14 protein-coding genes are annotated in these 21996 nt (G+C 43.8%); 10 read left to right on the top strand and 4 right to left on the bottom strand.

The genetic code is table 11. The annotated features are described in order from the left end of the window. Positions 1–11: 11 nt before the first annotated feature. The 4 genes from porW to MUCPA_RS19790 all read left to right on the top strand — a co-directional run bounded on the left by porW (position 12) and on the right by MUCPA_RS19790 (position 6718). Complete coding sequence (gene porW / locus MUCPA_RS19805; protein WP_008508861.1) at positions 12–2861, top strand: type IX secretion system periplasmic lipoprotein PorW/SprE; 2850 nt, start codon at positions 12–14, stop codon at positions 2859–2861. 3 nt (positions 2862–2864) lie between these two features. Next, positions 2865–5114: a transglycosylase domain-containing protein gene (locus tag MUCPA_RS19800; protein WP_008508860.1), complete on the top strand. Its 2250-nt coding sequence runs from the start codon at positions 2865–2867 to the stop codon at positions 5112–5114. A gap of 117 nt (positions 5115–5231) precedes the next feature. Continuing rightward, positions 5232–5870, top strand: a complete 639-nt coding sequence (locus tag MUCPA_RS19795) for a type IV toxin-antitoxin system AbiEi family antitoxin domain-containing protein (RefSeq protein ID WP_008508859.1) — start codon at positions 5232–5234, stop codon at positions 5868–5870. Beyond that, positions 5867–6718 (top strand): nucleotidyl transferase AbiEii/AbiGii toxin family protein, encoded by an 852-nt coding sequence (locus MUCPA_RS19790; protein WP_008508858.1) that lies wholly within the window; start codon positions 5867–5869, stop codon positions 6716–6718. The genes MUCPA_RS19795 and MUCPA_RS19790 overlap by 4 nt, the downstream gene beginning before the upstream one ends. A gap of 95 nt (positions 6719–6813) precedes the next feature. Here the strand turns inward: MUCPA_RS19790 and uvrC are convergent, their stop codons facing one another. Next, positions 6814–8628, bottom strand: coding sequence for an excinuclease ABC subunit UvrC (gene uvrC / locus MUCPA_RS19785; RefSeq protein WP_040626174.1), 1815 nt, complete (start codon positions 8626–8628; stop codon positions 6814–6816). A gap of 162 nt (positions 8629–8790) precedes the next feature. On the opposite strand from uvrC, the gene MUCPA_RS19780 reads away from it, so the two are divergent. Both MUCPA_RS19780 and MUCPA_RS19775 read left to right on the top strand, forming a co-directional pair. Continuing rightward, entirely contained in the window at positions 8791–9924 is a 1134-nt protein-coding gene (locus MUCPA_RS19780) for an AI-2E family transporter (protein WP_008508856.1), read from the top strand. Continuing rightward, positions 9911–10942, top strand: coding sequence for an aldo/keto reductase (locus MUCPA_RS19775; RefSeq protein ID WP_217220278.1), 1032 nt, complete (start codon positions 9911–9913; stop codon positions 10940–10942). The genes MUCPA_RS19780 and MUCPA_RS19775 overlap by 14 nt, the downstream gene beginning before the upstream one ends. Positions 10943–11261: 319 nt before the next feature. On the opposite strand, the gene MUCPA_RS19770 is transcribed toward MUCPA_RS19775, so the two are convergent. Beyond that, positions 11262–12848, bottom strand: a complete 1587-nt coding sequence (locus MUCPA_RS19770; RefSeq protein WP_008508854.1) for an SUMF1/EgtB/PvdO family nonheme iron enzyme — start codon at positions 12846–12848, stop codon at positions 11262–11264. A 245-nt stretch (positions 12849–13093) separates the two neighbouring features. Here MUCPA_RS19770 and porV point away from each other — a divergent pair, with 245 nt between their 5' ends. Then, positions 13094–14278 (top strand): type IX secretion system outer membrane channel protein PorV, encoded by a 1185-nt coding sequence (porV, locus tag MUCPA_RS19765; RefSeq protein WP_008508853.1) that lies wholly within the window; start codon positions 13094–13096, stop codon positions 14276–14278. Between the two features lie 6 nt (positions 14279–14284). Next, positions 14285–14803, top strand: a complete 519-nt coding sequence (ispF, locus tag MUCPA_RS19760; protein WP_008508852.1) for a 2-C-methyl-D-erythritol 2,4-cyclodiphosphate synthase — start codon at positions 14285–14287, stop codon at positions 14801–14803. Positions 14804–14809: 6 nt separating this feature from the next. Here the strand turns inward: ispF and MUCPA_RS19755 are convergent, their stop codons facing one another. Beyond that, positions 14810–15280, bottom strand: a complete 471-nt coding sequence (locus tag MUCPA_RS19755; RefSeq protein WP_008508851.1) for an FKBP-type peptidyl-prolyl cis-trans isomerase — start codon at positions 15278–15280, stop codon at positions 14810–14812. Between the two features lie 2 nt (positions 15281–15282). Continuing rightward, positions 15283–17028 (bottom strand): aspartate--tRNA ligase, encoded by a 1746-nt coding sequence (gene aspS, locus MUCPA_RS19750; protein ID WP_008508850.1) that lies wholly within the window; start codon positions 17026–17028, stop codon positions 15283–15285. Positions 17029–17407: 379 nt separating this feature from the next. Here aspS and MUCPA_RS19745 point away from each other — a divergent pair, with 379 nt between their 5' ends. Together MUCPA_RS19745 and MUCPA_RS19735 are read left to right on the top strand one after the other, a co-directional pair. Beyond that, on the top strand, positions 17408–18496 hold the full coding sequence (locus MUCPA_RS19745) for an IS110 family RNA-guided transposase (protein ID WP_008508849.1): 1089 nt from the start codon (positions 17408–17410) through the stop codon (positions 18494–18496). A gap of 1084 nt (positions 18497–19580) precedes the next feature. Then, positions 19581–21995 carry a TonB-dependent receptor gene (locus MUCPA_RS19735; protein WP_050982220.1) on the top strand — a complete coding sequence of 805 codons (2415 nt, stop codon included), beginning with the start codon at positions 19581–19583 and terminating at the stop codon, positions 21993–21995. Position 21996: the final 1 nt, after the last annotated feature.

Below are 21996 nucleotides of genomic sequence, written 5' to 3'. Positions count from 1 at the left end.
AATACCTTTGCATGTTACTAATTGTTAAAAAGAAATTGAGATTGCGCCCATCGTTAAAATTTATTATCAAACTTAATTTCTGGATGCTGGGCGTATTGCTGGCCGGATGCACGCTTGAGAAAAAGAGTGCGTTTAACCGTAGCATGCAAAATTTAACGGCACGTTACAACATCCTTTTCAACGCGAATGAAATTCTGAAGCAAAAACAGGAAGACTACGCTCTTGGCTATGTTGACGCTTATGACAGACTGCTGAGCGTTTACCAGGACACCACCGCCAAAACCGCTACGCCAGATAAACAACTGGAATCGGTAATTAAACGGGCCAACACCATTATCAGCGAAAAAGATCAGAGCCATTATATAGGAGATGCCTACCTGGTGCTGGGTAAGGCCAATTACCTGGAAGCTAATTTTTATAATGCCATTGAGTTTTTAAACTATGTGATACGTAGCTATCCGCAGCAAAAAAACCTGGTACAGGAGGCCCGGGTATGGAAAGCCCGCTCTCTGATGCGCATTGACCAGATGTTATTGGCAGATACGGTATTAGACACTGCCCTTTTAAGCATTTTCCCCAAACAGAAAAACATAGCCGATGTATACGCAACCCGTCTACAGTACGATATGGACGTAGAAAAGTATCAGCATGCCGAAGACATGGCCAAACAAGCCATACATTATAGTCAGGACGCAAAGCACCGGTTGCGCTGGACATTCATTTTGGCACAACTGCAAGAAAATAATCATAAACCTGATGAAGCCGTTACAAATTATACCAGGGTAGTTAACAGCAACGCCCCGTTCGAGATGGCTTTTAACGCGAGCCTTAACCGCATCAGGATACAGGAAAACCAGAACGGCCAGAAATTGAGCCGTACCGCCGCTCTGCTTAAATTGCTAAAAGACGATAAAAATCAGGATTTTATCGACCAGATCTATTTCCAGATAGGCGAACTCTACCTTGCGCAGGGCAACATTGATGATGCCATTAAAAACTTTAAGCTATCGGTACGCAAAAGCACTAAAAATTTAAACCAGAAAGGCCTGTCCTATTTAAGACTGGCCGACATCAGTTTTAAAAACAAGGCCGATTATGCCGACGCTAAAAAATATTATGATAGCACCTTAACTAATTTATCGCCCAATTACCCGGGATACCAGATTATTTATAAAAAAGCCAACAACCTGCAACTGTTAACAGACAGGCTGCAAACCATAGCACGCGAAGATACTTTACAAATGCTGGCCAAAATGGACGAAGGCGACCGCATGGCTAAAACCCTGGCCATGGCCAATGCTCGCATACTGCAACAAAAAACCATCAGTAATAATACCGCCAGTGCTTTAAATAACAACGCCGGGCAGTTTAAACAATCAAGCGCAAGTGTTTCTAACAATGCAAGCACTTTTTATTTTTATAACAGCAGCGCCATAAGCCAGGGCTTTACCGATTTTAAACGAGTATGGGGCAACCGCCCTTTAGCCGATAACTGGAGGCGGAGTGTAAAATCGCCAAACGAAAGCAACAGTGCACCTGTGGCCGCCACTATTCAGAGTTTAAGTTCAAGTGCGTACCCCAGCCAGGCGCAAAAAACAGCGGCCGATGTAATGTCTAACAAAATACAGCAGGATATATTGCAAAATATTCCGCTTACACCGGGCCAGCTTTTACAATCAAATTCCCGTATTTTAAATGCCTATACTGACATTGCTTCTTTTTACCGTGATATCCTGGACGACCGCAAAGAAGCTATCGCCACTTACGAACTGATACTGACCCGCTTTCCAAACACGGCGAACAGGGCATCCTTTTATTATAATTTATACAGGCTTTACAGCGATATCGATCAGACCAAATCCGATTATTACAAGAACCTGATCCTAAAAGAGTACCCTGAATCAAATTTCGCAAAGGTTATTCTTGATCCAGACTTTAATCAGAAGCTGAATGATAAAAATGCTGAGTATACGGCGTTCTATAATCAACTTTTTGACATGGTAGCCAAACGAAATTATCCTGATGCCATTTTAAGAGCGAACGAACTGATAGACCAGCACGCCGGCAATAACCAAACCTCACAGGTTTACTACCTACGAGCCGTAGCCATGGGCCACGCGCAAACACTTGATCCTTTCCGGAAAGAGCTACAGGAAATTGTCGATAAATTTCCGGATGACCGGCTGGTTACCCCTTTGGTTAAACAGCATCTTACTTTTATAGATGCCAATGAAGCCGAAATCAGGCAACGCCCAACCGTACTGGTAGACGGCGACCCTAACGAAATCCCGTTTTTGCTGAGGCCTATCGATGTTACTCCTGGTATACCTTACAGACCGATAGCTAAAACACAACCTGTTACTGCACCGGTAAAAAAGGGCCAACCAGCCGTTAACGTTGTCAAACCGGCAACACAACCCGTAAGCAATACAGCCCCGGTAGTAAGCCCACCGGCAACCAACACTACCCAGCCAGTTGCAACAGTTAAAGAGGCACGGTCAATATTCTCGTTGAAAGACAGCACAAATTATTACTTTGTAATTGATGTGGCTACCAATACCGTTAGCCTTGCCCCATCGCGCTTCGGCATCGGGCAATTCAACAGGGCCAACTTGCCGGGCAGCACCATTAAGCACCAATTGAAACCAGTAGCCGATCATCAGTTAATTTATGTTGGCCGTTTTGGCAGTTTGGCCACGGTTAAAGATTATGCCCGTGCTATTGCACCACTGTTACCACAAATTATGAAGGTACCTGCGGATAAATACAACTTTTTTATCATCACACAAGAAAATCTGGATAAATTAGCTGACAAGAAAACCTTGGATAGCTATTTTGACTTCTATCAAAAAAAATATTAACCCATGTGGACCAAAACCCCTAATAGTACTTTAACTCCCCAGGATATCAAACGATACAATTTAATGATATGGAAATTTATCATTGGCTGTTTCGCCTTTGTTGTTTTAATTATCTTACTTACTTCTTTTGAAATATTTGGCAAGCTACCTTCCTTCCGCGATCTGGAAAATCCCAAGAGTAACCAGGCGTCTGAGATCTACTCGTCGGATAAGGAAGTTTTAGGTACTTACTATATTGAGAACCGGTCGAACGTAAACTATAAAGACATTTCGCCTAATGTGATCAACGCGTTGATAGCTACCGAGGATAAACGTTTCTACGAGCATTCGGGGATTGATTTCAGCCGGATATTTACCATCTTTTTGCATAACCTTTTAGGCAGCAAACAAGGCGGCAGTACCATTACCCAGCAATTGGCGCTCAACTTATTTTCGGATAAAGGCCGCGAGCATAACTTTTACAAACGCATTCCACAAAAATTAAAGGAACTGATAACCGCTGTACGCATTGAGCGCCGTTATACCAAGCAAGAGATTATCACCATGTATTTAAACACGGTTGATTTTGGCGCCTACAGCACCTTTGGTATCAAATCGGCAGCGCGTACCTATTTCAATACCACGCCTGATAAGCTAAGCCCAGACCAGGCTGCTTTGTTAGTTGGTATGCTGAACGGAACAGGTTTTTACTCGCCCTTAAGACACGCCGACCGCGCCTTGGCACGCCGTAATTTAGTTTTAGGCCGTATGGCCGAAGCCGGCTTTTTAACCGATGGGCAGGCAGAAGAGTTTAAAAACAAACCATTAGGCCTTGATTTTAACCCCATTGACCATAATGATGGGCTGGCCACTTATTTCAGGGATGTTTTAAAACGTAATGTGCAGCAGATATTTGAAGATAAATCCATCAACAATAACGGTGTACCTTATGATCTGGATCGTGATGGGTTGAAGATCTATACCACCATTAACTCAACCATGCAGGAATATGCAGAGGAAGCACAAAAGGAGTATATGCGCGTTCTGCAAAACCAGTTTAACCAACACTGGAAAGGGATCAGCAAGTGGAAAACTATTGCCAATTTCAAACTATTGCTTGACCAGGGGATGCGCCGCAGCGACCGCTATCGCGAATTAAGGGCCGAAGGAAAATCGGACGAGGAGATCAAAACTGATTTTGATACCCCAGTAAAAATGAACTTGTTTACCTGGAAAGGCAATATCGACACCACGATGAAGCCCATCGACTCCATTGTGTATTGCAAAATGCTGTTGCGAAACTCATTAATGAGCATGGACCCAACCACCGGCTACATCAAAGCATGGGTAGGCGGTATTAACTTTGAGCATTTTAAGTACGACCAAGTAAAGCAAGGTACCCGGCAGGTGGGATCAACAGCTAAGCCTTTCACCTATGCGCAAGCCATCGATAACGGGTACTCGCCCTGTATGATCATACCGAATGTACCTGTAACAATTAGTGGTTTTGGGCCTGACTGGATTCCAGGTTCATCAGACACGCGCCCGGGTCAATTAACATTACGAGAGGCCCTGGCCTGGTCGCAAAACTGGATTACCGCCGCCGTGATGAAAGAAGTTGGCCCGGTAGAGGTAGCCAAGCTCATTAAAACGATGGGCGTAACAAGCCCTGTACCGCCGTATCCGTCTATCTGCTTAGGAACTTTTGACGCGTCGGTATACGACATGACCGGCGCTTATTCCGTATTTGCCAACCACGGCATCTGGACGGAACCAACCTACCTGCTGCGTATTGAAGATAAAAACGGCAACGTATTGTACGAGAACAAACCTAAAGTTGTACAGGCCCTGAACGAGCAAACCGCATATGTAATGACCTATATGTTGAAAGGTGTTATTGAAAGCGGAACTGGCTCGAGGTTGCGGTATAAATACGGCCTGAGTAACCCCATAGGCGGCAAAACCGGAACCACCCAAAGCAACTCTGATGGTTGGTTTATCGGCATTACCCCACAATTGGTTACCGGCGTATGGACCGGGTGCGAAGACCGCGACATCCACTTTCGCTCTACTTCATTGGGCGAAGGTGCCAACTCGGCATTGCCTATTTTTGCCCTGTACATGAAAAAGGTATACGCCAATAGCGAATTGGGCATTAAAAAGAATGTGGATTTTGATCCGCCGAAAGCACCTTTGACTATTACCCTGGATTGCAATGCTTATAAACAGCAGCAACCCGGCACTACTGAAGCTGATAAGAAATTGAGTTTTTGATGATGAAGGTAACCATAACGGCAGCAAAAAAAACGGAGGCTTAGGAACTACTTCAATTTTTCATTTTATACAACAAATGTAATTTCCGATTATCTTATGATATATCTACATTTGTAAATGACGATTGATCAGGTAATATATCATCATTCTACCCAACCGTTAACACACCAGCTGTTAACGTCGTGGCTAAAGGATTATAAACGCCCTAATGATAAGATCAATGCATTGAAGTCAGAGGGTCTTTTATCGTCAGTAAAAAAAGGACTGTATATAGCCGGAGAAAAAATACACGCCATTAAGCCGGAAACCACCTTAATGGCTAATCATATCCTTGGACCCAGCTATGTATCTGTAGATACTGCTTTATCATATTACGGTTTGATACCCGAGCGGGTATATGAGATCGCCTCTATGACCACTAAGGCCTCCAGAGAATTTAATACGCCGATGGGCGTGTTCACTTATACCCACTTGCCTTTACCTTATTATTCTTTTGGCTTACGGACAATAAAACTCTTATCTGAGCAATACGCTATAGTTGCATCGCCCGAAAAAGCACTATGCGACAAGATTGTAACCACTTCCGGGTTGACATTAAGAAGTATGGCAGGTGCTTACAGCTACTTGGTTGATAATTTGCGAATGGACGAAACGGCATTAAAAGAGTTTAATACCCCGATGATGGAGGAATGGATAAATAATGCACCGAAAAAAGAAAGCTTGCTGATGGTTATTAAAACGATTGACAGCTTATGATAAAAGAGTGGCTGGACGATTATAAGCCGGCAAACCAACAGGAGGCAAAAGACGCGCTCAGAGAAATTATGCAGGAGATTGCATTGGCGGGACTTTACAGGGCTGGCTTTTTTGAAAACGCTGCATTTTATGGAGGTACGGCATTGAGGATATTCTATGGCCTCGACCGCTTTTCGGAGGATCTTGATTTTTCGTTGCTGGCCGTTGAGCCGGGGTTTACATTACACAAATACCAGGAAGCGATCATTCATGAATTTGAGGCCCTGGGTATGCGGGTAACCATCAGGGAAAAGCCAAAGACAAATAAAACAAATATCGGCTCGGCTTTTTTAAAATCCGAAACTATCTGGAAAGAACTTGTATTGGAAAACATTATTCCACAAAATGGCCTGAGCCAGGTGGCTAACATCACCATTAAGATAGAGGTTGACCGGGAGCCTCCTTTAGGATTTGAAACCGAAGAAAAGCTTCTGTCGCGGCCTTTCTCCTTTTACGTGAAATGCTTTACCCAGCCCAATCTTTTCGCTGGTAAAATGCATGCCCTTCTTTTTCGCAAATGGGGCAACAATGTTAAAGGACGCGACTGGTATGATATGGAATGGTATATCCGAAAAGGAATCCCTTTGAATTTAAATCATTTCGCAATCAGGGCTAAGGATAGTGGCGACTGGCACAAGGATACAATAACTGAAACTGAATTCAGAGAACTCCTGGCTAAACGGATTGATACTGTAAAAATGACTTATGTTGTAAATGATATAAGGCGATTTATCCGCGATCCAAAAGTGCTGGAAATTTGGTCAGCGCCATATTTCCATAAACTTACGTTGCTGTTGAAAATTGTGTGATTTTTATTGATCCATCTTAATTTTTAAAACGGATTAGCGATCTATAATAACAAGCGAGGTGTGAGATAACCCGCCCATGCACTTTATCATTATGCCTATACTATTTCCTGTTTATCCTGCGTAAAATATTGCGTAATGGCTTTGGCCTGTTTGGTGTTAACTACTTCCTGTAGCTCCTCGGTTGTGGCTTCGCGGATCTTTTTGACCGATTTAAAATATTTCAACAGCTTTTCGGCCGAGGTTTTTCCTATCCCGTCAATCAGTTCCAGTTCGGTAGCCAACGTGCCCTTGTCGCGCTTTTTACGGTGAAAGGTAATGCCGAAACGGTGCGCTTCATCACGCAGGTGTTGGATCACTTTCAACGTTTCCGATTTTTTATCCAGGTACATAGGGTACTGGTCGCCGGGATAAAACAGCTCTTCCAACCGTTTGGCTATGCCAATTACTGTGATCTGCTTATCGATACCCAAAAGTTTAAGGCTTTTTAAGGCTGACGATAGCTGCCCCTTTCCTCCGTCGATCACGATCAACTGGGGTAATTCGCCGCCTTCATCCAGCATCCTCCGGTATCTCCGGTGAACGGCTTCCTCCATGGTGGCAAAATCATTAGGCCCCTCAACCGTTTTAACATTAAAGTGGCGGTAATCCTTTTTAGATGGTTTGCCGTCCTTAAATACAACAATGGCCGAAACAGGGTACTTGCCTTGAAAATTGGAGTTATCAAAACACTCGATATGCCTTGGCAGCTGGTTCATGCGCAAATCCTTCATCATTTGCGTCAGTAAGCGCTCAGATCGTACTTCCGGATTTAATTTTTCATATTGCTCAATTTTATCGCGCTTAAAAAAGGTGACGTTTTTTTGGGACAGATCTAACAGCTTTTTCTTCTCGCCTAATTTAGGAACCGTGAATTTAATGTGTGGGTCATCGAGGTCGATATCAAAAGGCACAATAATTTCTTTGGCTTTGCTGCTGTAACGCTCACGGAACTCGGTAATGGCGAATGTGAGCAACTCTTCATCATCCTCGTCCAGGCGCTTTTTAAGCTCGATGGTTTGTGTTTGGATGATGGTGCCGTTCATCACCTTCAAAAAGTTAACAAAGGCGTACTTCTCTTCGGATGCTATGCTGAAAACGTCGATATCGGTAATTGAAGAGTTAACCACAGTCGATTTGCTCTGATAATTTTCCAACAAATCAAACTTGCGCTTTAACTGATGCGCCAGCTCAAAGTTCATGTTAAGGGCGGCATTCTCTATATCGGCTTTCAAGTTTTTTAATATCGTGCCTATTTTACCGTTCAGAATATCTTTAATCTCTTCGATGTTGCTGGCATAGTCATCCTCGGTTTGATAATTCTGGCAGGGCCCCTTGCAGTTACCCAACTGGTATTCCAGGCAAACCTTAAACTTGCCGGCATCAATATTAGGCTTGGTTAAAGGCAGGCTACAGGTACGTAAGGGATAAGTTTCGCGTATCAGGCTCAATATGGCGTGCATCATGCTCACCGAAGCATAAGGGCCCAGGTACTTGGAGCCATCGCGTACAATGGTCCTGGTCCAGTATATGCGGGGATAATTTTCGTTCTTGATGATGATCCAGGGATAGGTTTTATCATCTTTCAACAAAATGTTATAGCGTGGCTGATGTTTTTTAATCAGACTGTTCTCTAACAACCAGGCATCTACCTCGGTATCAACAATGGTGAACGTGATATTACGTATTTTGCTAACCAGCACCCTGGTTTTTCCGTTAACATTCAGATCCTTGTTAAAGTACGAGCCTACCCTGTTACGCAGATCCTTGGCTTTACCTATGTAAATCAGCTCGTTATCAGTATTCCAAAACTGGTATACTCCTGGTTTATGCGGAATGTTTTTTATCGCGGCTTTGTAATCAAAAATATCCATCGGATTTATCATACAAAATTAGCTTAATTTATGATTAAGCCATGTTTTTAGTAAAGCAAAATATTTAACCTTTTGGCCCAACAATTGTTAACAGTGTGAATCAACACCAAAAAAATAATTTATATTACATGCAAATTGTAATATTGTTTAAATTGAAACTCAATGAATAAAACCGTTTTACCCTATTATGCCAAACTTGCATTTGTATTAGTTAGCCTGCTATGCATCGGTTATATCGCCATTATAGGTAAAGAGCTATTGGCCCCACTGGTATTTTCGTTTTTGTTTGCCATGTTACTACTGCCAATGGCCCGGTTTTTAGAAAACAAGTGCCGTATTCCGCGCGGAGGCGCAGCCATGATCTCGGTGATTTTGTTTACGGCATTTATCGCGCTTATCATTTATCTGGTTGGATCACAGATGGGTACCTTATCAGAAGATATCCCCAAGATCAAAGAACAATTTACCAACATCACAGACCAACTGCACCGCTGGCTGGTGAATGAGTTTCATATCAACGTAAACCAGCAAATTAATACGGTTAAAAAAGAGGCTAATGCCGCAGGAGCCTCGGTTATAGGTTCTGCTTTCTTATCGCTTTCGTCTATCGTGCTGTTCCTGGTATTCATCTTTATTTATACCTTCTTTGTTTTGTTTTACCGCAAGATACTGATCGGCTTTTTACTGAAGGCTTTTGGCACAGATAGCGAGGTGCTGGTTTTTGATGTTGCAGAGCAAATTCAATACATCATGAAGAAGTACATCTCGGGCCTGTTTCTCGAAATGCTCACCGTATGCATCATAGTATTCGGCATATTAACTATCCTGGGCATCAAATACGCGCTTTTACTGGCCTTAATTACCGGGATATTTAACCTTGTTCCATACGTGGGTATATTTACCGCCATGGCCATTGGCACAACACTCACCTTAGGTACATCCGGCCCTGCTAAGGCGATAGAGGTAGCAGCAGCCATAGTTGGTGTGCATTTGGTTGACAGTAACATTATTATGCCACGCATAGTAGGCTCAAAGGTTAGGCTGAACGCTCTAATTGTAGTGCTGGGCGTAGTAGTTGGCGAAATGGTATGGGATATATCGGGTATGTTTTTATCGATACCGGTTTTAGCTATTGTAAAAATAATTTTCGACAGGGTAAACGACTTGAAACCCTGGGGTTTGTTACTGGGCGACCAAACTGAATATGCCGAAAGTGTGATTGCTAACGTTGAGCAGCAAGACACTACCGAAAACCCAGAAGATGATAAAAGAGAACAACAACATGATGAAATTTAAAACATTAGGAAGATCGGGCCTTAAGGTATCCGAGTTATGCCTCGGTACGATGGGTTTTGGCACCGAGAATGGTTGGGGTGCCGATAAAGAGGTAAGCAAACAGGTTTTTGATACCTATGTAAATGCCGGTGGTAATTTTTTAGATACCGCTAATTTTTATACCAAAGGTACCAGCGAAGTTTTTTTGGGCGAATTTATTGCCGCCGAAAGAGATAGCTACGTGGTAGCCACCAAATACAGTTTGTACGAAAACACCAAACAGGTTAATGCCAGCGGCAACAGCCGTAAAAACATGATGCGCTCGGTTGAAGCCAGCTTAAAGCGTTTAAATACCGGTTACATCGATCTGATGTACTTGCACATCTGGGATAATTTAACCCCTGTTGATGAGATTTTAAGGGGCCTGGATGACCTGGTAAAGCAGGGGAAGATCATGTACATCGGCATATCAGATACGCCTGCCTGGGTAATATCCAAAGCCAATACTATGGCCGAGCTGATGGGCTGGAGCCAGTTTATTGGTTTACAGGTTGAATATAGCCTGATACAGCGTACAGTGGAAAGAGAGCTAATACCCATGGCCCAGCATTATAACATGACGGTATTACCCTGGGCGCCATTAGCGGGCGGAGCATTATCGGGCAAATACCTCCGTGGCGAACGGGGCCGGATTAAGGAGACCAGCAATCGCCTGAACGAAAGAAGCACCAACATTGCGCGCGAAGTGGTGAATATCGCTAACGACTTAGGTGTTGAACCATCAAGCGTCGCTTTGAAATGGCTGATGCAGCAAAGCTTTTCGTGTATTCCTATTGTGGGTGCCACCAAGCCACAGCAAGTTGCAGAAAATTTAAAATGTGTTGATGTAACCCTGAGCGATGAACACATGAGCAGGCTCGATAAAATAAGCGCTTACGACCTGGGCTTTCCGGCGGCTTTTTTTGAAGAAGAGGCCGTTAAGAAAAATCTTTTCGGGGGCTTTTATGATAACATTCAGCACCGCAATTTTGTAAAATAAATACAATAGTAGATAAGAACACTGGGATTTACAATCGCTCGCATAGTACACACCCCTCCGCCCCTCTCAAGAGGGGAATCACACGGGCCACCGTTTTTTCTACATAACACATTGACAATGAACATATTTAGCATACTCCCCTCTTGAGAGGGGGCGGGTTTGGCTGTGCGGCTGCGGGGGTGTGTTTCTCCGCGCGACGAACTCTACACCCCTCTGCCTGAAACTGCTTAACTAAACAACATTGCTGTAAACAGGAAACGGCACCATAAAAAAAGAGGATTATTTTCGTAATGCTCTTTTTTTTATGTCTTTTAAAATATCATTTAGGGCTGTACTTTTTAGGCTTTTTAACCCTGAAGTGTGGTTGATTTTCCGGATGAATTTCGGACGCGCCTTCCATATCCATTGCGCAACGGAAGCCAACATCAGCGCTTGCGTCGGCCTGATCCATAAAGCGGCGGGTGGCCGGGTTAAGCCAATAAGCCATATCGTTCCATGATCCGCCCTTGTATACCTTCGAGCGGTCGTTCACCAAGGTTGTACGGCCATATAACACCGTATTTACGGTATCGTTATATCCGCGCTGGTCGGGGTTGTAGGGTTTACCATCAATGGTAGAAGGGTATTTGCTGGTAGATACCGGTTGAGTTTGATCTGGTATCTTGGTTTGGTTCTGGCTTCCCTGCAACTCAGCCCATGTTTGTTTTTTACCTCCCTTGGCAGGGTCGTAAATGGGGTGTCCAAATTTATCCTTCGCTAAAATTCCCTTTTGGGCATCGGCCATCCGTGTATTTTTGAATTGGTTACCACGGAAAGGATTCAGGTCGTCACCATCTTCGCGTATCTGTCTGTAGGTATCGGCAGTCCATTCGTTTACGTTACCCGCCATATTGAAAAGGCCAAAATCATTTGGCTCGTATGATCGAACGGGTGCAGTAATATCAGCTTTATCGTTTAACGATCCGGCAACGCCGCTGTAATCACCAATGCCGCGTTTAAAGTTAGCTAATATTAAACCCTGGGTTTGGCGCTTAGGCGACCGTACGCCCATCCCCTTCCAGGGATACATTTTGCCTTCTGTAATATTTTCCTGTTTGCTTACAATACCTAAGGCAGCGTACTCCCATTCGGCCTCGCTTGGTAATCTGTAGTGTGCTTTTAAAATACCATCTTCGGCACGTACGGGGCGTGTGGCTTTGCCACTGGAATCAGCCTTTTTACCAACTGACAGGTCGGGAAGCATTTTTTTACCATCGTAATCTTTTCCGCGAAGCTGGCCGTTCAGATAGATTTCGGTATTAAAAGGAGCCGGGATTTTTTTCCCATCTTCAGATGCTGTCTTCCAATCGGCAATGCGGCCAGTTTCCCTTAAAATAGTTTCGTTCACCGCATCGGTGCGCCAATCGCAGTAGTCATTGGCTTGCTCCCAGGTTACGCCTACCACAGGATAATCCTGAAAAGCGGTATGCCTGAAGTAGCTATTAACATAAGGTTCATTGGCTGACAATGCCCTGCGCCATACCAGGGTATCCGGAAGGGCATTATAATACAGTTCGCGGTCGGCAGGATAGTGTATCCTTATCCAGGTTAAGTAATCCAGCCAATCCCGGTTTGAAACCTCGGTTTCATCCATATAAAACGACGTAACCGATCGTCTTGCTTTATCAATAAAATCGTATTGAACATCCTGATCGGCAGAACCGCCTTCTACAAACGTTCCGCCCTCAATGGGTATAAGGCCAGGCCCCGGCGCCGGATGCTTATTTTTAAAAACCTGAAACCCTCCGTTAGTTCTGTCATTATATTTCATTCCAGTTTTTGCCGACCGTTGCGGACGGTGGCAAGCAGAAAAAACTACACAAATTATCAATATCGCTAAAACTCTCCCAGTCAAAATCATTTTCATTGGTTCACAAAACTTCGTTCAATCAAACAAGTATAAATAATTGGTTTCGCTAATATACACCAATCAGATAAATTTTTTGTTTTTTTAACAATTACACTCATATTAACGTTAAAACCGAAAGTTATTATGGGTGATATATCTTAATAATTGTGCGAAAGCTTAGCTCAAAAAATTATCCGTTATGTATATTGCATCAGGTAACTATTAAATATATATTTAAAAAAAATTACTCCTAAATTAGGGCGATGAATCTACCAAAACATTTTATACGGTTAATCATCTATCTTGTTGCGTTTGTTGTGCTTTATCCCGCCACAACTGCAGCACAGGTAGTAGGTGCGGGCGGCACCAATACTAATGGCAGTTCTGCCAACGCCATACCTACCGCTGTTCCTTTTTTAACAGTTTCGCCCGATTCACGCTCCGGGGCGCTGGGTGATGCCGGGGTTGCATTATCGCCCGATGTAAACGCTAATTACTGGAACCCGTCAAAACTCGCTTTTATCGAAGATAAAACCAGTTTATCGTTATCCTACAGCCCTTGGCTGCGTCACCTTTTACCCGATGTTAATCTGGCTTATCTCAGTTTCGCAAAAAAAATTGACGACAGGAATGCCTTCGGCGCCTCATTACGCTATTTTAATTTAGGCACCATCGAGTTGTTCGATCAATATCAAAGTGCGCAGGGCACCTACCAGCCCAACGAGTTTTCAATCGACGGATCTTACGCCCGCAAATTCGGTACTAATTTTTCCCTGGGTTTAACCTTACGCTATATCCATTCCAGTTTAAGCAACGGGGCCTTTGTTGAGGGGCAGCAAATAAAAGCCGCAAATGGCGTTGCAACAGATGTTTCATTATATTATACCAGTAAAGGGCAACAGTTTGGCCGCGATGCTACCTTCGCCTTCGGCACCAACATTTCAAACATCGGTACCAAAATTGGGTATACTGATGGCGGGCAAAAATATTCGTTACCTACCAATTTAAAAATCGGCGCTGCCAATACCTGGTTTTTAGATGAGTATAACCAGGTAACCTTAGCGCTTGATTTGAATAAACTGCTGGTACCAACCCCGCCGATACGTGACGCCAACGGAAATATTATTTCTGGAAAAGATGATAACCGGTCAGTAGTTTCGGGCATTTTCGGCTCTTTCAGTGATGCGCCCGGAGGCTTTAGCGAAGAGCTTAAAGAGATTAGCTACTCCACAGGCTTAGAGTACTGGTACAACAAACAATTTGCGTTGCGTGCAGGCTATTTTTACGAAAACCCGGATAAAGGCAACCGGCAGTACCTTACCCTTGGTGCTGGGTTAAAGTACAATGATATTGATATTGATTTCTCATACCTGATCTCGGATCAGCAACAGAGCCCCTTAGCTAATACCCTTCGTTTTTCCTTAGGGTATAAATTTGGTGGCAAATAATAATACATGAAAATAAAAGTAGGTTTTGGTTTTGATGTGCACCAGCTGCGTGCCGGTCATCCCTTTGTTTTAGGTGGCGTAAAGTTAGATCATCATTCGGGCGCTTATGGGCACTCCGATGCCGATGTTTTGTTACACGCTATTTGCGACGCCTTGCTTGGCGCTGCTAACCTGCGCGATATAGGCTACCATTTTTCAAACACCGACGACCGCTGGAAAGGTATCAGCAGCCTCGTATTATTGCAGGAAGTGGTCAAGCTACTAAGCGAAAAAGACTGGCGAATCGGTAACATCGATGCCATGGTATGCCTTGAGGCACCCAAGATTAATCCGCATATCCCGGCCATGAAAAAGCACATTGCCGATGCGATAGCCATCAGCGAAGAAGATATTTCTATAAAGGCCACCACCAACGAACAAATGGGCTTTATTGGCCGCGAAGAGGGTGTGGTTGCATATGCTGTATGTTTGATTGAGAAGGATACCAACAAGCTATATGCTCCTCAACCAAATATTATCAGCTAAACCACTTTAACTAAAACTTATTAAATCGATAGTAAAGGTCAATACCGTATTAGCCGGTATACTGCCTGCACTGCTATTGCCATAAGCCAGGCCTGAAGGAATGATGAGCAAGATGCGGCCACCGGTTTTTATCAGTGGTACGCCGATCGTCCATCCCTGAATTACACTTTTCAATGAAATGGTTAATGATTTCTTGCCGGTCGTTGTATCAAACGTAGTACCATCAAGCAGCTTCCCGGTATAATTTACGGTAACGGTAGAGCTACCGGTTGGATTATTTCCCGTTCCCGGCGTAATAATCTGGTAATATAAACCCGAAGCATCTTTTGTAGCCGTGATGGAAGGGTTGGCTTTCAGATAAGCCTGGATAGTGGCATCATCTTCAATAGCTTGTTTGGCGGGATCAAAGGTTGCGCTTTTTTTACAAGCAGATAATCCTGAAACCAGAATTAATAAAGCAATGATATATTTTTTCATGTTTAAACGGTCGTCTTAATCTTTAATTCATTCAATTGTGCGTCGGCAATAGTTGATGGCGAGTCGATCATCACATCGCGGCCCGAATTGTTTTTAGGGAAGGCAATTACATCGCGGATCGAATCCAGCCCGGCAAAAATAGAGCACAGGCGGTCAAACCCAAAAGCGATACCACCATGCGGAGGGGCACCAAACTCAAAGGCATCCATTAAAAAGCCAAATTGTTTTTGCGCTTCTTCCGGCGAAAAACCAAGGTGCTTAAACATTAACGCTTGCAGTTCGCGGTCGTGGATCCGGATTGATCCTCCGCCTACCTCAATACCGTTGATCACCATATCGTAAGCATTGGCGCGTACCGCTCCAGGGTCGGTTTCCAGCAAAGCAATATCTTCCGGTTTAGGCGAAGTGAAGGGGTGGTGCATGGCGTGGTAGCGTGAGGTTTCTTCGTCCCATTCCAGTAAAGGAAAATCCAGCACCCATAGCGGGGCAAAGGTATTTTTATCGCGTAAGCCCAAACGTGTTCCCATTTCTAAACGGAGTTCGTTCAGTTGTTTACGCACCTTATCGGTTTGCCCGGCCAATATCAATACCAGGTCGCCTGGTTGGGTATCAAACGCTGCCGACCATTTTTTCAGTTCGTCCTCGTTATAAAATTTATCAACCGACGATTTTAAGCTGCCATCACTATTGTGACGAAGGTAAATCAAACCTGTAGCACCAATCTGCGGGCGTTTTAACCATTCGGTTAGTTCATCTAATTGCTTGCGGGTATAATCGGCGGCGCCTTTGGCATTAATACCCACAACCAGGCCGGCATTATCAAACACGCCAAAACCTTTACCTTTAACTATATCATTCAGTTCAACAAACTGCATCCCGAAACGCACATCCGGTTTATCCGATCCGTATAAACGCATCGCATCGGCATACTGCATCCTTGGGAAATCAATCAGGTCAATCCCCTTTACGTTTTTAAATAAGGTCCGCGCTAAACCTTCAAACGTATTTAAAATATCTTCCTGGGTTATGAACGACATTTCGCAGTCAATCTGGGTAAACTCCGGCTGCCTGTCGGCGCGCAGATCCTCATCGCGGAAGCATTTCACAATCTGGAAATAACGGTCAAAACCGCTCACCATCAGCAGTTGTTTAAACGTTTGCGGCGATTGCGGCAAAGCGTAAAACTCACCGGCATTCATACGGCTGGGCACCACAAAATCGCGTGCGCCCTCCGGGGTCGATTTAATGAGTACCGGGGTTTCCACCTCAATAAAGTTCATCCCGTCCAGGTATTTTCTTACTTCCTGCGCCATTTTATGACGAAGGATCATGTTGTTGCGTATCGGCGCACGGCGCAAATCCAGGTAACGGTATTTGGCACGCAGCTCCTCGCCGCCATCGGTATCGTCCTCAATTAAAAACGGCGGAATTTTGGCCGAATTAAGCACCTCAATTTCGGCTACCGTAATTTCAATATCCCCGGTTGATAGTTTGGCGTTTTTGTTGGAACGCTCTACCACCTTGCCGGTAACCTTAATTACAAACTCACGGCCAAGCCCACGGCTAACTTCGCGTAAAGCAACGTCGGTATCGGTATTAAACACCAATTGGGTTAAACCATACCGGTCGCGCACATCAATAAACGTGGTACCGCCTAAATCGCGCGATTTTTGCACCCATCCGCATAAAGTAACAGTTTGGCCTAAATGGCTGATGTTTAAATCGCCACAAGTGTGAGTTCTGAGCATAATTGATTTAATAAAGTTTGCAAAAGTAACATTTTCTTTAAAAGATAGGCGTATTGATTGGCCACTGATTGGATTGATTTTTTTTGATTGCACTGATTAAATTAGGGCAGCTATTTATTAAGCATAATGCTTTGGGCGTTTCCCTCCTCCGTCGGGCCGGGCTCATATCTTTACATTTGTATAAATCAGAATAAAAGGAGGCACTTTGAGTCCGGGCAGGACACGTAGTAATTACGATGTTGATGAGAAAGGCTTACCCTCCTTTTTTTACTTCTTAGAGTCAGAACAGTACCTATTGACAGGTTTCGCACCTGATCAGCTATTAACATGAGCAAAGACTTAAAAGAGGTTTACTGATGATAACTATAATTTGTAAAGCATGAAGAATTTAAAGTATTCTGTGGGGATTGATATCTCCATGAAAGATTTTGCCTGTTGCTTATCTGTTATCAACGACCAGCAGGATGTTAAAGTAAAAGCCAGTCACAAATTTGATAACAGCAAGGTCGGCTTTCAATCACTTTTAGAATGGATCAAAAGTCATTGTAAAGAAGCATTGCCTATTTTTTTTGTAATGGAAGCCACAGGTGTGTATCACGAGCAACTTGCCTGGTTTTTAAATGGTAAGGACAGGAATGTTAGTAACCTGTTACCTAATAAGGCGAAAAAGTATTTACAGGCAGACGGCAACAGATCCAAGAACGATAAGATAGATGCACGTGGTCTTGCCAAAATAGGTGCAGAGAAGAAACTGCAACTGTGGACACCCCCAAGCAAAGAACTATACACACTTCGCGACTATACACGCCAGCATCAAAACCTTAATGAAATGCACACGGCTACAGCTAATCAACTCCATAGTATCGAACATAGCCAGTTCCAAAACAAAGACATCATTAAACAACTTAAAAACACCTTAAGACTGATTGAAAAACATCTTAAAGAAATGGAAGACATTATAGCTAAGGTGATCAAATCAGATCCTGTCCTCAAACAGCACCACAAAAATATTTGTGAGATTAAAGGCTTTGGTACATTATCCTTTGCCGTTGTAGCAGCGGAAACCAATGGCTTCATTTTATTTGACAATGCAGCAAGCCTAGTCAAATACGCAGGATATGATGTAATAGAAAATGAGTCGGGAAAGCACACAGGAAAAACTAAAATTTCTAAAAAAGGCAATTCAAGGATCAGGCGGATATTACATATGCCGGCATTCTGTGCAGTCCGGGATGATCAGCCTCAATTCCAAAAGTTATTTGAGCGGGTATATGACCGCACAAGGATCAAGATGAAAGGTTATGTAGCGGTACAAAAAAAGCTACTGGTGATGATGTATTACTTGTGGAAGAAAAACGAAAAATATGACTCTAAATTCGATCATAATAAAAAAATAATAGCCCCGGCAATGCCTGGGGCTACACTTGATGAACATCTAAAAGAAGCTCTCATTGAACAACAAAATTAATTTAATTTTTTATGAAATATTATTTGTTTTTAAAGACAGTACCTTTACACTGCAAGTCCTCATTCGCTATCGCTCATTCCGGGCTTTACGTTGCAATCCCTAACGCGGTCGGGCATATCTTTCAGTATTCATAAGTAATGGGCCCAGTTAAACGAAAAAAATGGGGACGACGTAAAGCCAGGCGTATAGACCCCTTTCTGCACCTTCCCAAGGGAAGGAATCGCACGGGGCCGCCACTTTTTTGAATCTTTGCGTATTAACAGATTGCCGTAAACTTATCGCTCGGAAAGAGATCTTACCGGAAAAAATAGCGGGGACGCTTGATGTCGATTGGTTATTTGGTGTAGCGGATGGAAGCGGGCAAAGGCCAGACTGCACGCCGGGCCGGGAGCTGGCCTGTGGGTGGAAGGATCGGGCAGTCTTGATTTTTTTGGTTCTTTTTGTATCAAGACAAAAAGAACAAAGCCCTTCCCGCGGCGTTTGAGCGGGCCGATGTTCTAAATTAAGAATAATGATTATAGGAGCAAAATATGCGCACTGACTAAAGAAGAAGTCACTATAAGCAAGTGCTAAAATAATAGGCATCCAATTTCATCCTATAGCAATCTGAAAGCAGTTTAAAAGAACTGAAGAGAATATAAGTCTTTCATTTTTTACCCTTTCCATCCAATGTCACCTATCTTATAGCACCTATCCCATTTTACCTTCTCATCTTCCATAATTCTCCCTATTCCCCATTTATCAAATCTATTTCTATATTTGCAGCATAATTCTCAAGGGGTGCCTTGCTTTGGAAAGATAAAACAAGTTGCAAATTGTTTTAACCAAACTGAAAGACAGGCTGAGATCAAACCCATTGTTTAAGTACAAAGTCTTGAGTCAAAAAGTCTTGAGTCCGATAAAAAGGGCTAACGACTATTGACCGCCGACTATTGACTGAAACATGCACCTGATCCGGGTAATGCCGGCGGAGGGAGAGGTAAAATAGTTAAGTGTACTGCTTGTTCGCCCTGACGGGCAGATGGTTTAACTCAATTTAATTCAACACACATTGAAAAAATTATTATTGGCCATTAGTGGCCTGATGCTGCCTTTTGTGGCGGCGGCCCAGTTTTCCGTATCCGGAAAGATTACCGACCAGCGTACAGGCGAAACCTTGCCCGGCGCTACCGTAAGTATCGAAAATACTTACTTAAACACCCTTGCCGATAGTAAAGGCAATTACCGCATTAAAAATATTAAAGCAGGCAGCTATACCATTAAGGTAACTTACATTGGTTACCAACTGGCTCAAGCCTCCATCAGCGTAAGCGGCAACCAGGATCGCGATTTTCAATTAACTAAAAGCAACATGATTACCGACGAGGTAACGGTGAGCGCCACACGTGCATCCAACAATGCCCCTACCACCTTTACCAACCTGAGCAAGAAGGATCTGCAGAAAAATAATTTCGGACAGGATCTGCCCTTTTTGCTTAATCAAACACCATCGGCTGTAGTTACCTCCGATGCCGGTACAGGGATTGGCTATACCGGGATCCGCATTCGCGGATCGGACGGTACGCGTACCAATATCACCCTGAATGGCATACCATTAAACGATGCTGAAGATCAGGGCGCCTATTTTGTCGATCTGCCCGACCTGGCTTCCTCTGTTGATAACATCCAGATACAGCGCGGCGTAGGTACATCAACCAATGGCGCGGGAGCTTTTGGCGCCAGTATCAACATCCAAACTACCACACGCCGCGATAGCGCTTATGCCGAAATTAACAACTCCGCAGGCTCGTATGGTACGCTTAAAAATACGCTGAGCCTGGGTACAGGTTTGATAGATGGTAAGTTTACCTTTGACGGCCGCTTATCGCGCATCAAATCCGATGGATATATCGACCGCGCCTCGTCCGACCTCAAATCCTATTTTTTTAGCGGCGCTTATTACGGTAAAAATACACTGATCCGGGCTAACGTTTTCTCCGGTTACGAAAAAACCTACCAGGCCTGGGATGGTGTGCCGCAAGATATTTTGAATGCCGGTAACCGTACTTATAATGAGCTTGGCTTAATGCCTGATGGCAGTTACTATTACAACCAAACCGATAACTACACACAAAATTATGCGCAGCTACTGGTTGATCAAAAAATTACCGACAACCTATCGTTCAGCGGTGCCTTGCACTACACCAAAGGTTTTGGTTATTACGAGGAGTATAAAATGGACCAGAGTGTAGCCGACTATGACTTAACACCCGTAACCGTTGGTGGCACAACCATTAACACAACCGACCTGGTGCGCCGCCTTTGGTTAGATAACGATTTTTACGGCCTAACCTATTCTTTAAACTATCATCCTAAAAAGGAGTTTAACCTGATACTGGGCGGCGCTTATAACGAGTATAAGGGCAGGCACTATGATAACATTGAGTGGACACAGCAAACCACCACGGCAACTCCCAACTATGAATATTCGCGTAACGATGCTAAAAAAACCGACTTTAATATCTTCGGAAAAGTTAATTACACCGTAGACGACTTTACTTTATTTGCCGATTTGCAATACCGCCACCTGGGTTACTCGTTCTTGGGTTTCGACCGTAACCTGAACAACGTTCAGCAACAGGTGAGCCTCGATTTTTTTAACCCAAAGGTGGGTATCACTTACCAGCTTAATACCGCAAGTAATGTTTACGCCTCCATCGCGGTAGCTAATCACGAACCCAACAGGCAGGATTATATCAACTCCACGCCCGATAGCCGCCCTAAGCCCGAAAACTTGAAAGACCTGGAAGTTGGTTACCGCATCAGGGAGTCTGATTTTACGGCTGGCATTAATGGCTTTTACATGTTGTATAAAAACCAGCTGGTGCTAACCGGGCAGTTGAACGATGTTGGCGAAGCAACACGCCAGAATGTTGACGATAGCTACCGCGCCGGTTTGGAGTTTGATGGCAAGCTGCGTATTACCAAATGGTTTAACTGGGCAGCAACTGCGGCATTGAGCACCAATAAGGTTAAAAACTTTACCCAATACCTGGTTAATCACTACGATCCGAATGATTATGACAAAACCAATATCGTGAGTATTCAATACAATGGTAAAACCGACATCGCTTTTTCGCCATCGTTTGTTGGCTCGAGCGAGCTGTCGTTCATCCCGGTTAAGGGTGGCGAGATAGCCTTCATCAGCAAATATGTTGGTAAGCAATACCTGGACAATACCTCCAACGGGGCATTTATAGGATACGCCGCGGGCGACGCTAACCCGAACAGATCGTTAAACAGCTATTTCATCAACAGTATGCGTTTAAGCTATAACTTCAAGGTTAAATCTGTTAAAAACATAGGCGTAGCTCTATTGGTGAATAACATTTTCAGCAAAAAGTACGAAGCCAATGGCGCTACCTATCCTGAAATTGATGCCGGTACAGTGTATAACTACAACTACTATTATCCGCAGGCACCGCGTAACTTTTTGGCCTCACTTAGTTTAGCCTTTTAAA

This window comes from Mucilaginibacter paludis DSM 18603 (genome assembly GCF_000166195.2).
In the GTDB taxonomy this organism is placed as follows: domain Bacteria; phylum Bacteroidota; class Bacteroidia; order Sphingobacteriales; family Sphingobacteriaceae; genus Mucilaginibacter; species Mucilaginibacter paludis.
Note: the sequence above shows the minus strand (reverse complement) of the source record. Positions and strands in the feature narration are given on the sequence as shown.

Excerpts from the sequence above, each read along its gene's own strand:
- MUCPA_RS19770 (WP_008508854.1), bottom strand. The coding sequence starts at position 12,848 with ATGAAAATGATTTTGACTGGGAGAGTTTTAGCGATATTGATAATTTGT.
- MUCPA_RS19795 (WP_008508859.1), top strand. The coding sequence starts at position 5,232 with ATGACGATTGATCAGGTAATATATCATCATTCTACCCAACCGTTAACA.
- MUCPA_RS19735 (WP_050982220.1), top strand. The coding sequence starts at position 19,581 with ATGCTGCCTTTTGTGGCGGCGGCCCAGTTTTCCGTATCCGGAAAGATT.
- MUCPA_RS19780 (WP_008508856.1), top strand. The coding sequence starts at position 8,791 with ATGAATAAAACCGTTTTACCCTATTATGCCAAACTTGCATTTGTATTA.
- uvrC (WP_040626174.1), bottom strand. The coding sequence starts at position 8,628 with ATGGATATTTTTGATTACAAAGCCGCGATAAAAAACATTCCGCATAAA.
- porW (WP_008508861.1), top strand. The coding sequence starts at position 12 with ATGTTACTAATTGTTAAAAAGAAATTGAGATTGCGCCCATCGTTAAAA.
- porV (WP_008508853.1), top strand. The coding sequence starts at position 13,094 with ATGAATCTACCAAAACATTTTATACGGTTAATCATCTATCTTGTTGCG.
- MUCPA_RS19775 (WP_217220278.1), top strand. The coding sequence starts at position 9,911 with ATGATGAAATTTAAAACATTAGGAAGATCGGGCCTTAAGGTATCCGAG.
- MUCPA_RS19755 (WP_008508851.1), bottom strand. The coding sequence starts at position 15,280 with ATGAAAAAATATATCATTGCTTTATTAATTCTGGTTTCAGGATTATCT.
- ispF (WP_008508852.1), top strand. The coding sequence starts at position 14,285 with ATGAAAATAAAAGTAGGTTTTGGTTTTGATGTGCACCAGCTGCGTGCC.
- MUCPA_RS19800 (WP_008508860.1), top strand. The coding sequence starts at position 2,865 with ATGTGGACCAAAACCCCTAATAGTACTTTAACTCCCCAGGATATCAAA.
- aspS (WP_008508850.1), bottom strand. The coding sequence starts at position 17,028 with ATGCTCAGAACTCACACTTGTGGCGATTTAAACATCAGCCATTTAGGC.
- MUCPA_RS19745 (WP_008508849.1), top strand. The coding sequence starts at position 17,408 with ATGAAGAATTTAAAGTATTCTGTGGGGATTGATATCTCCATGAAAGAT.
- MUCPA_RS19790 (WP_008508858.1), top strand. The coding sequence starts at position 5,867 with ATGATAAAAGAGTGGCTGGACGATTATAAGCCGGCAAACCAACAGGAG.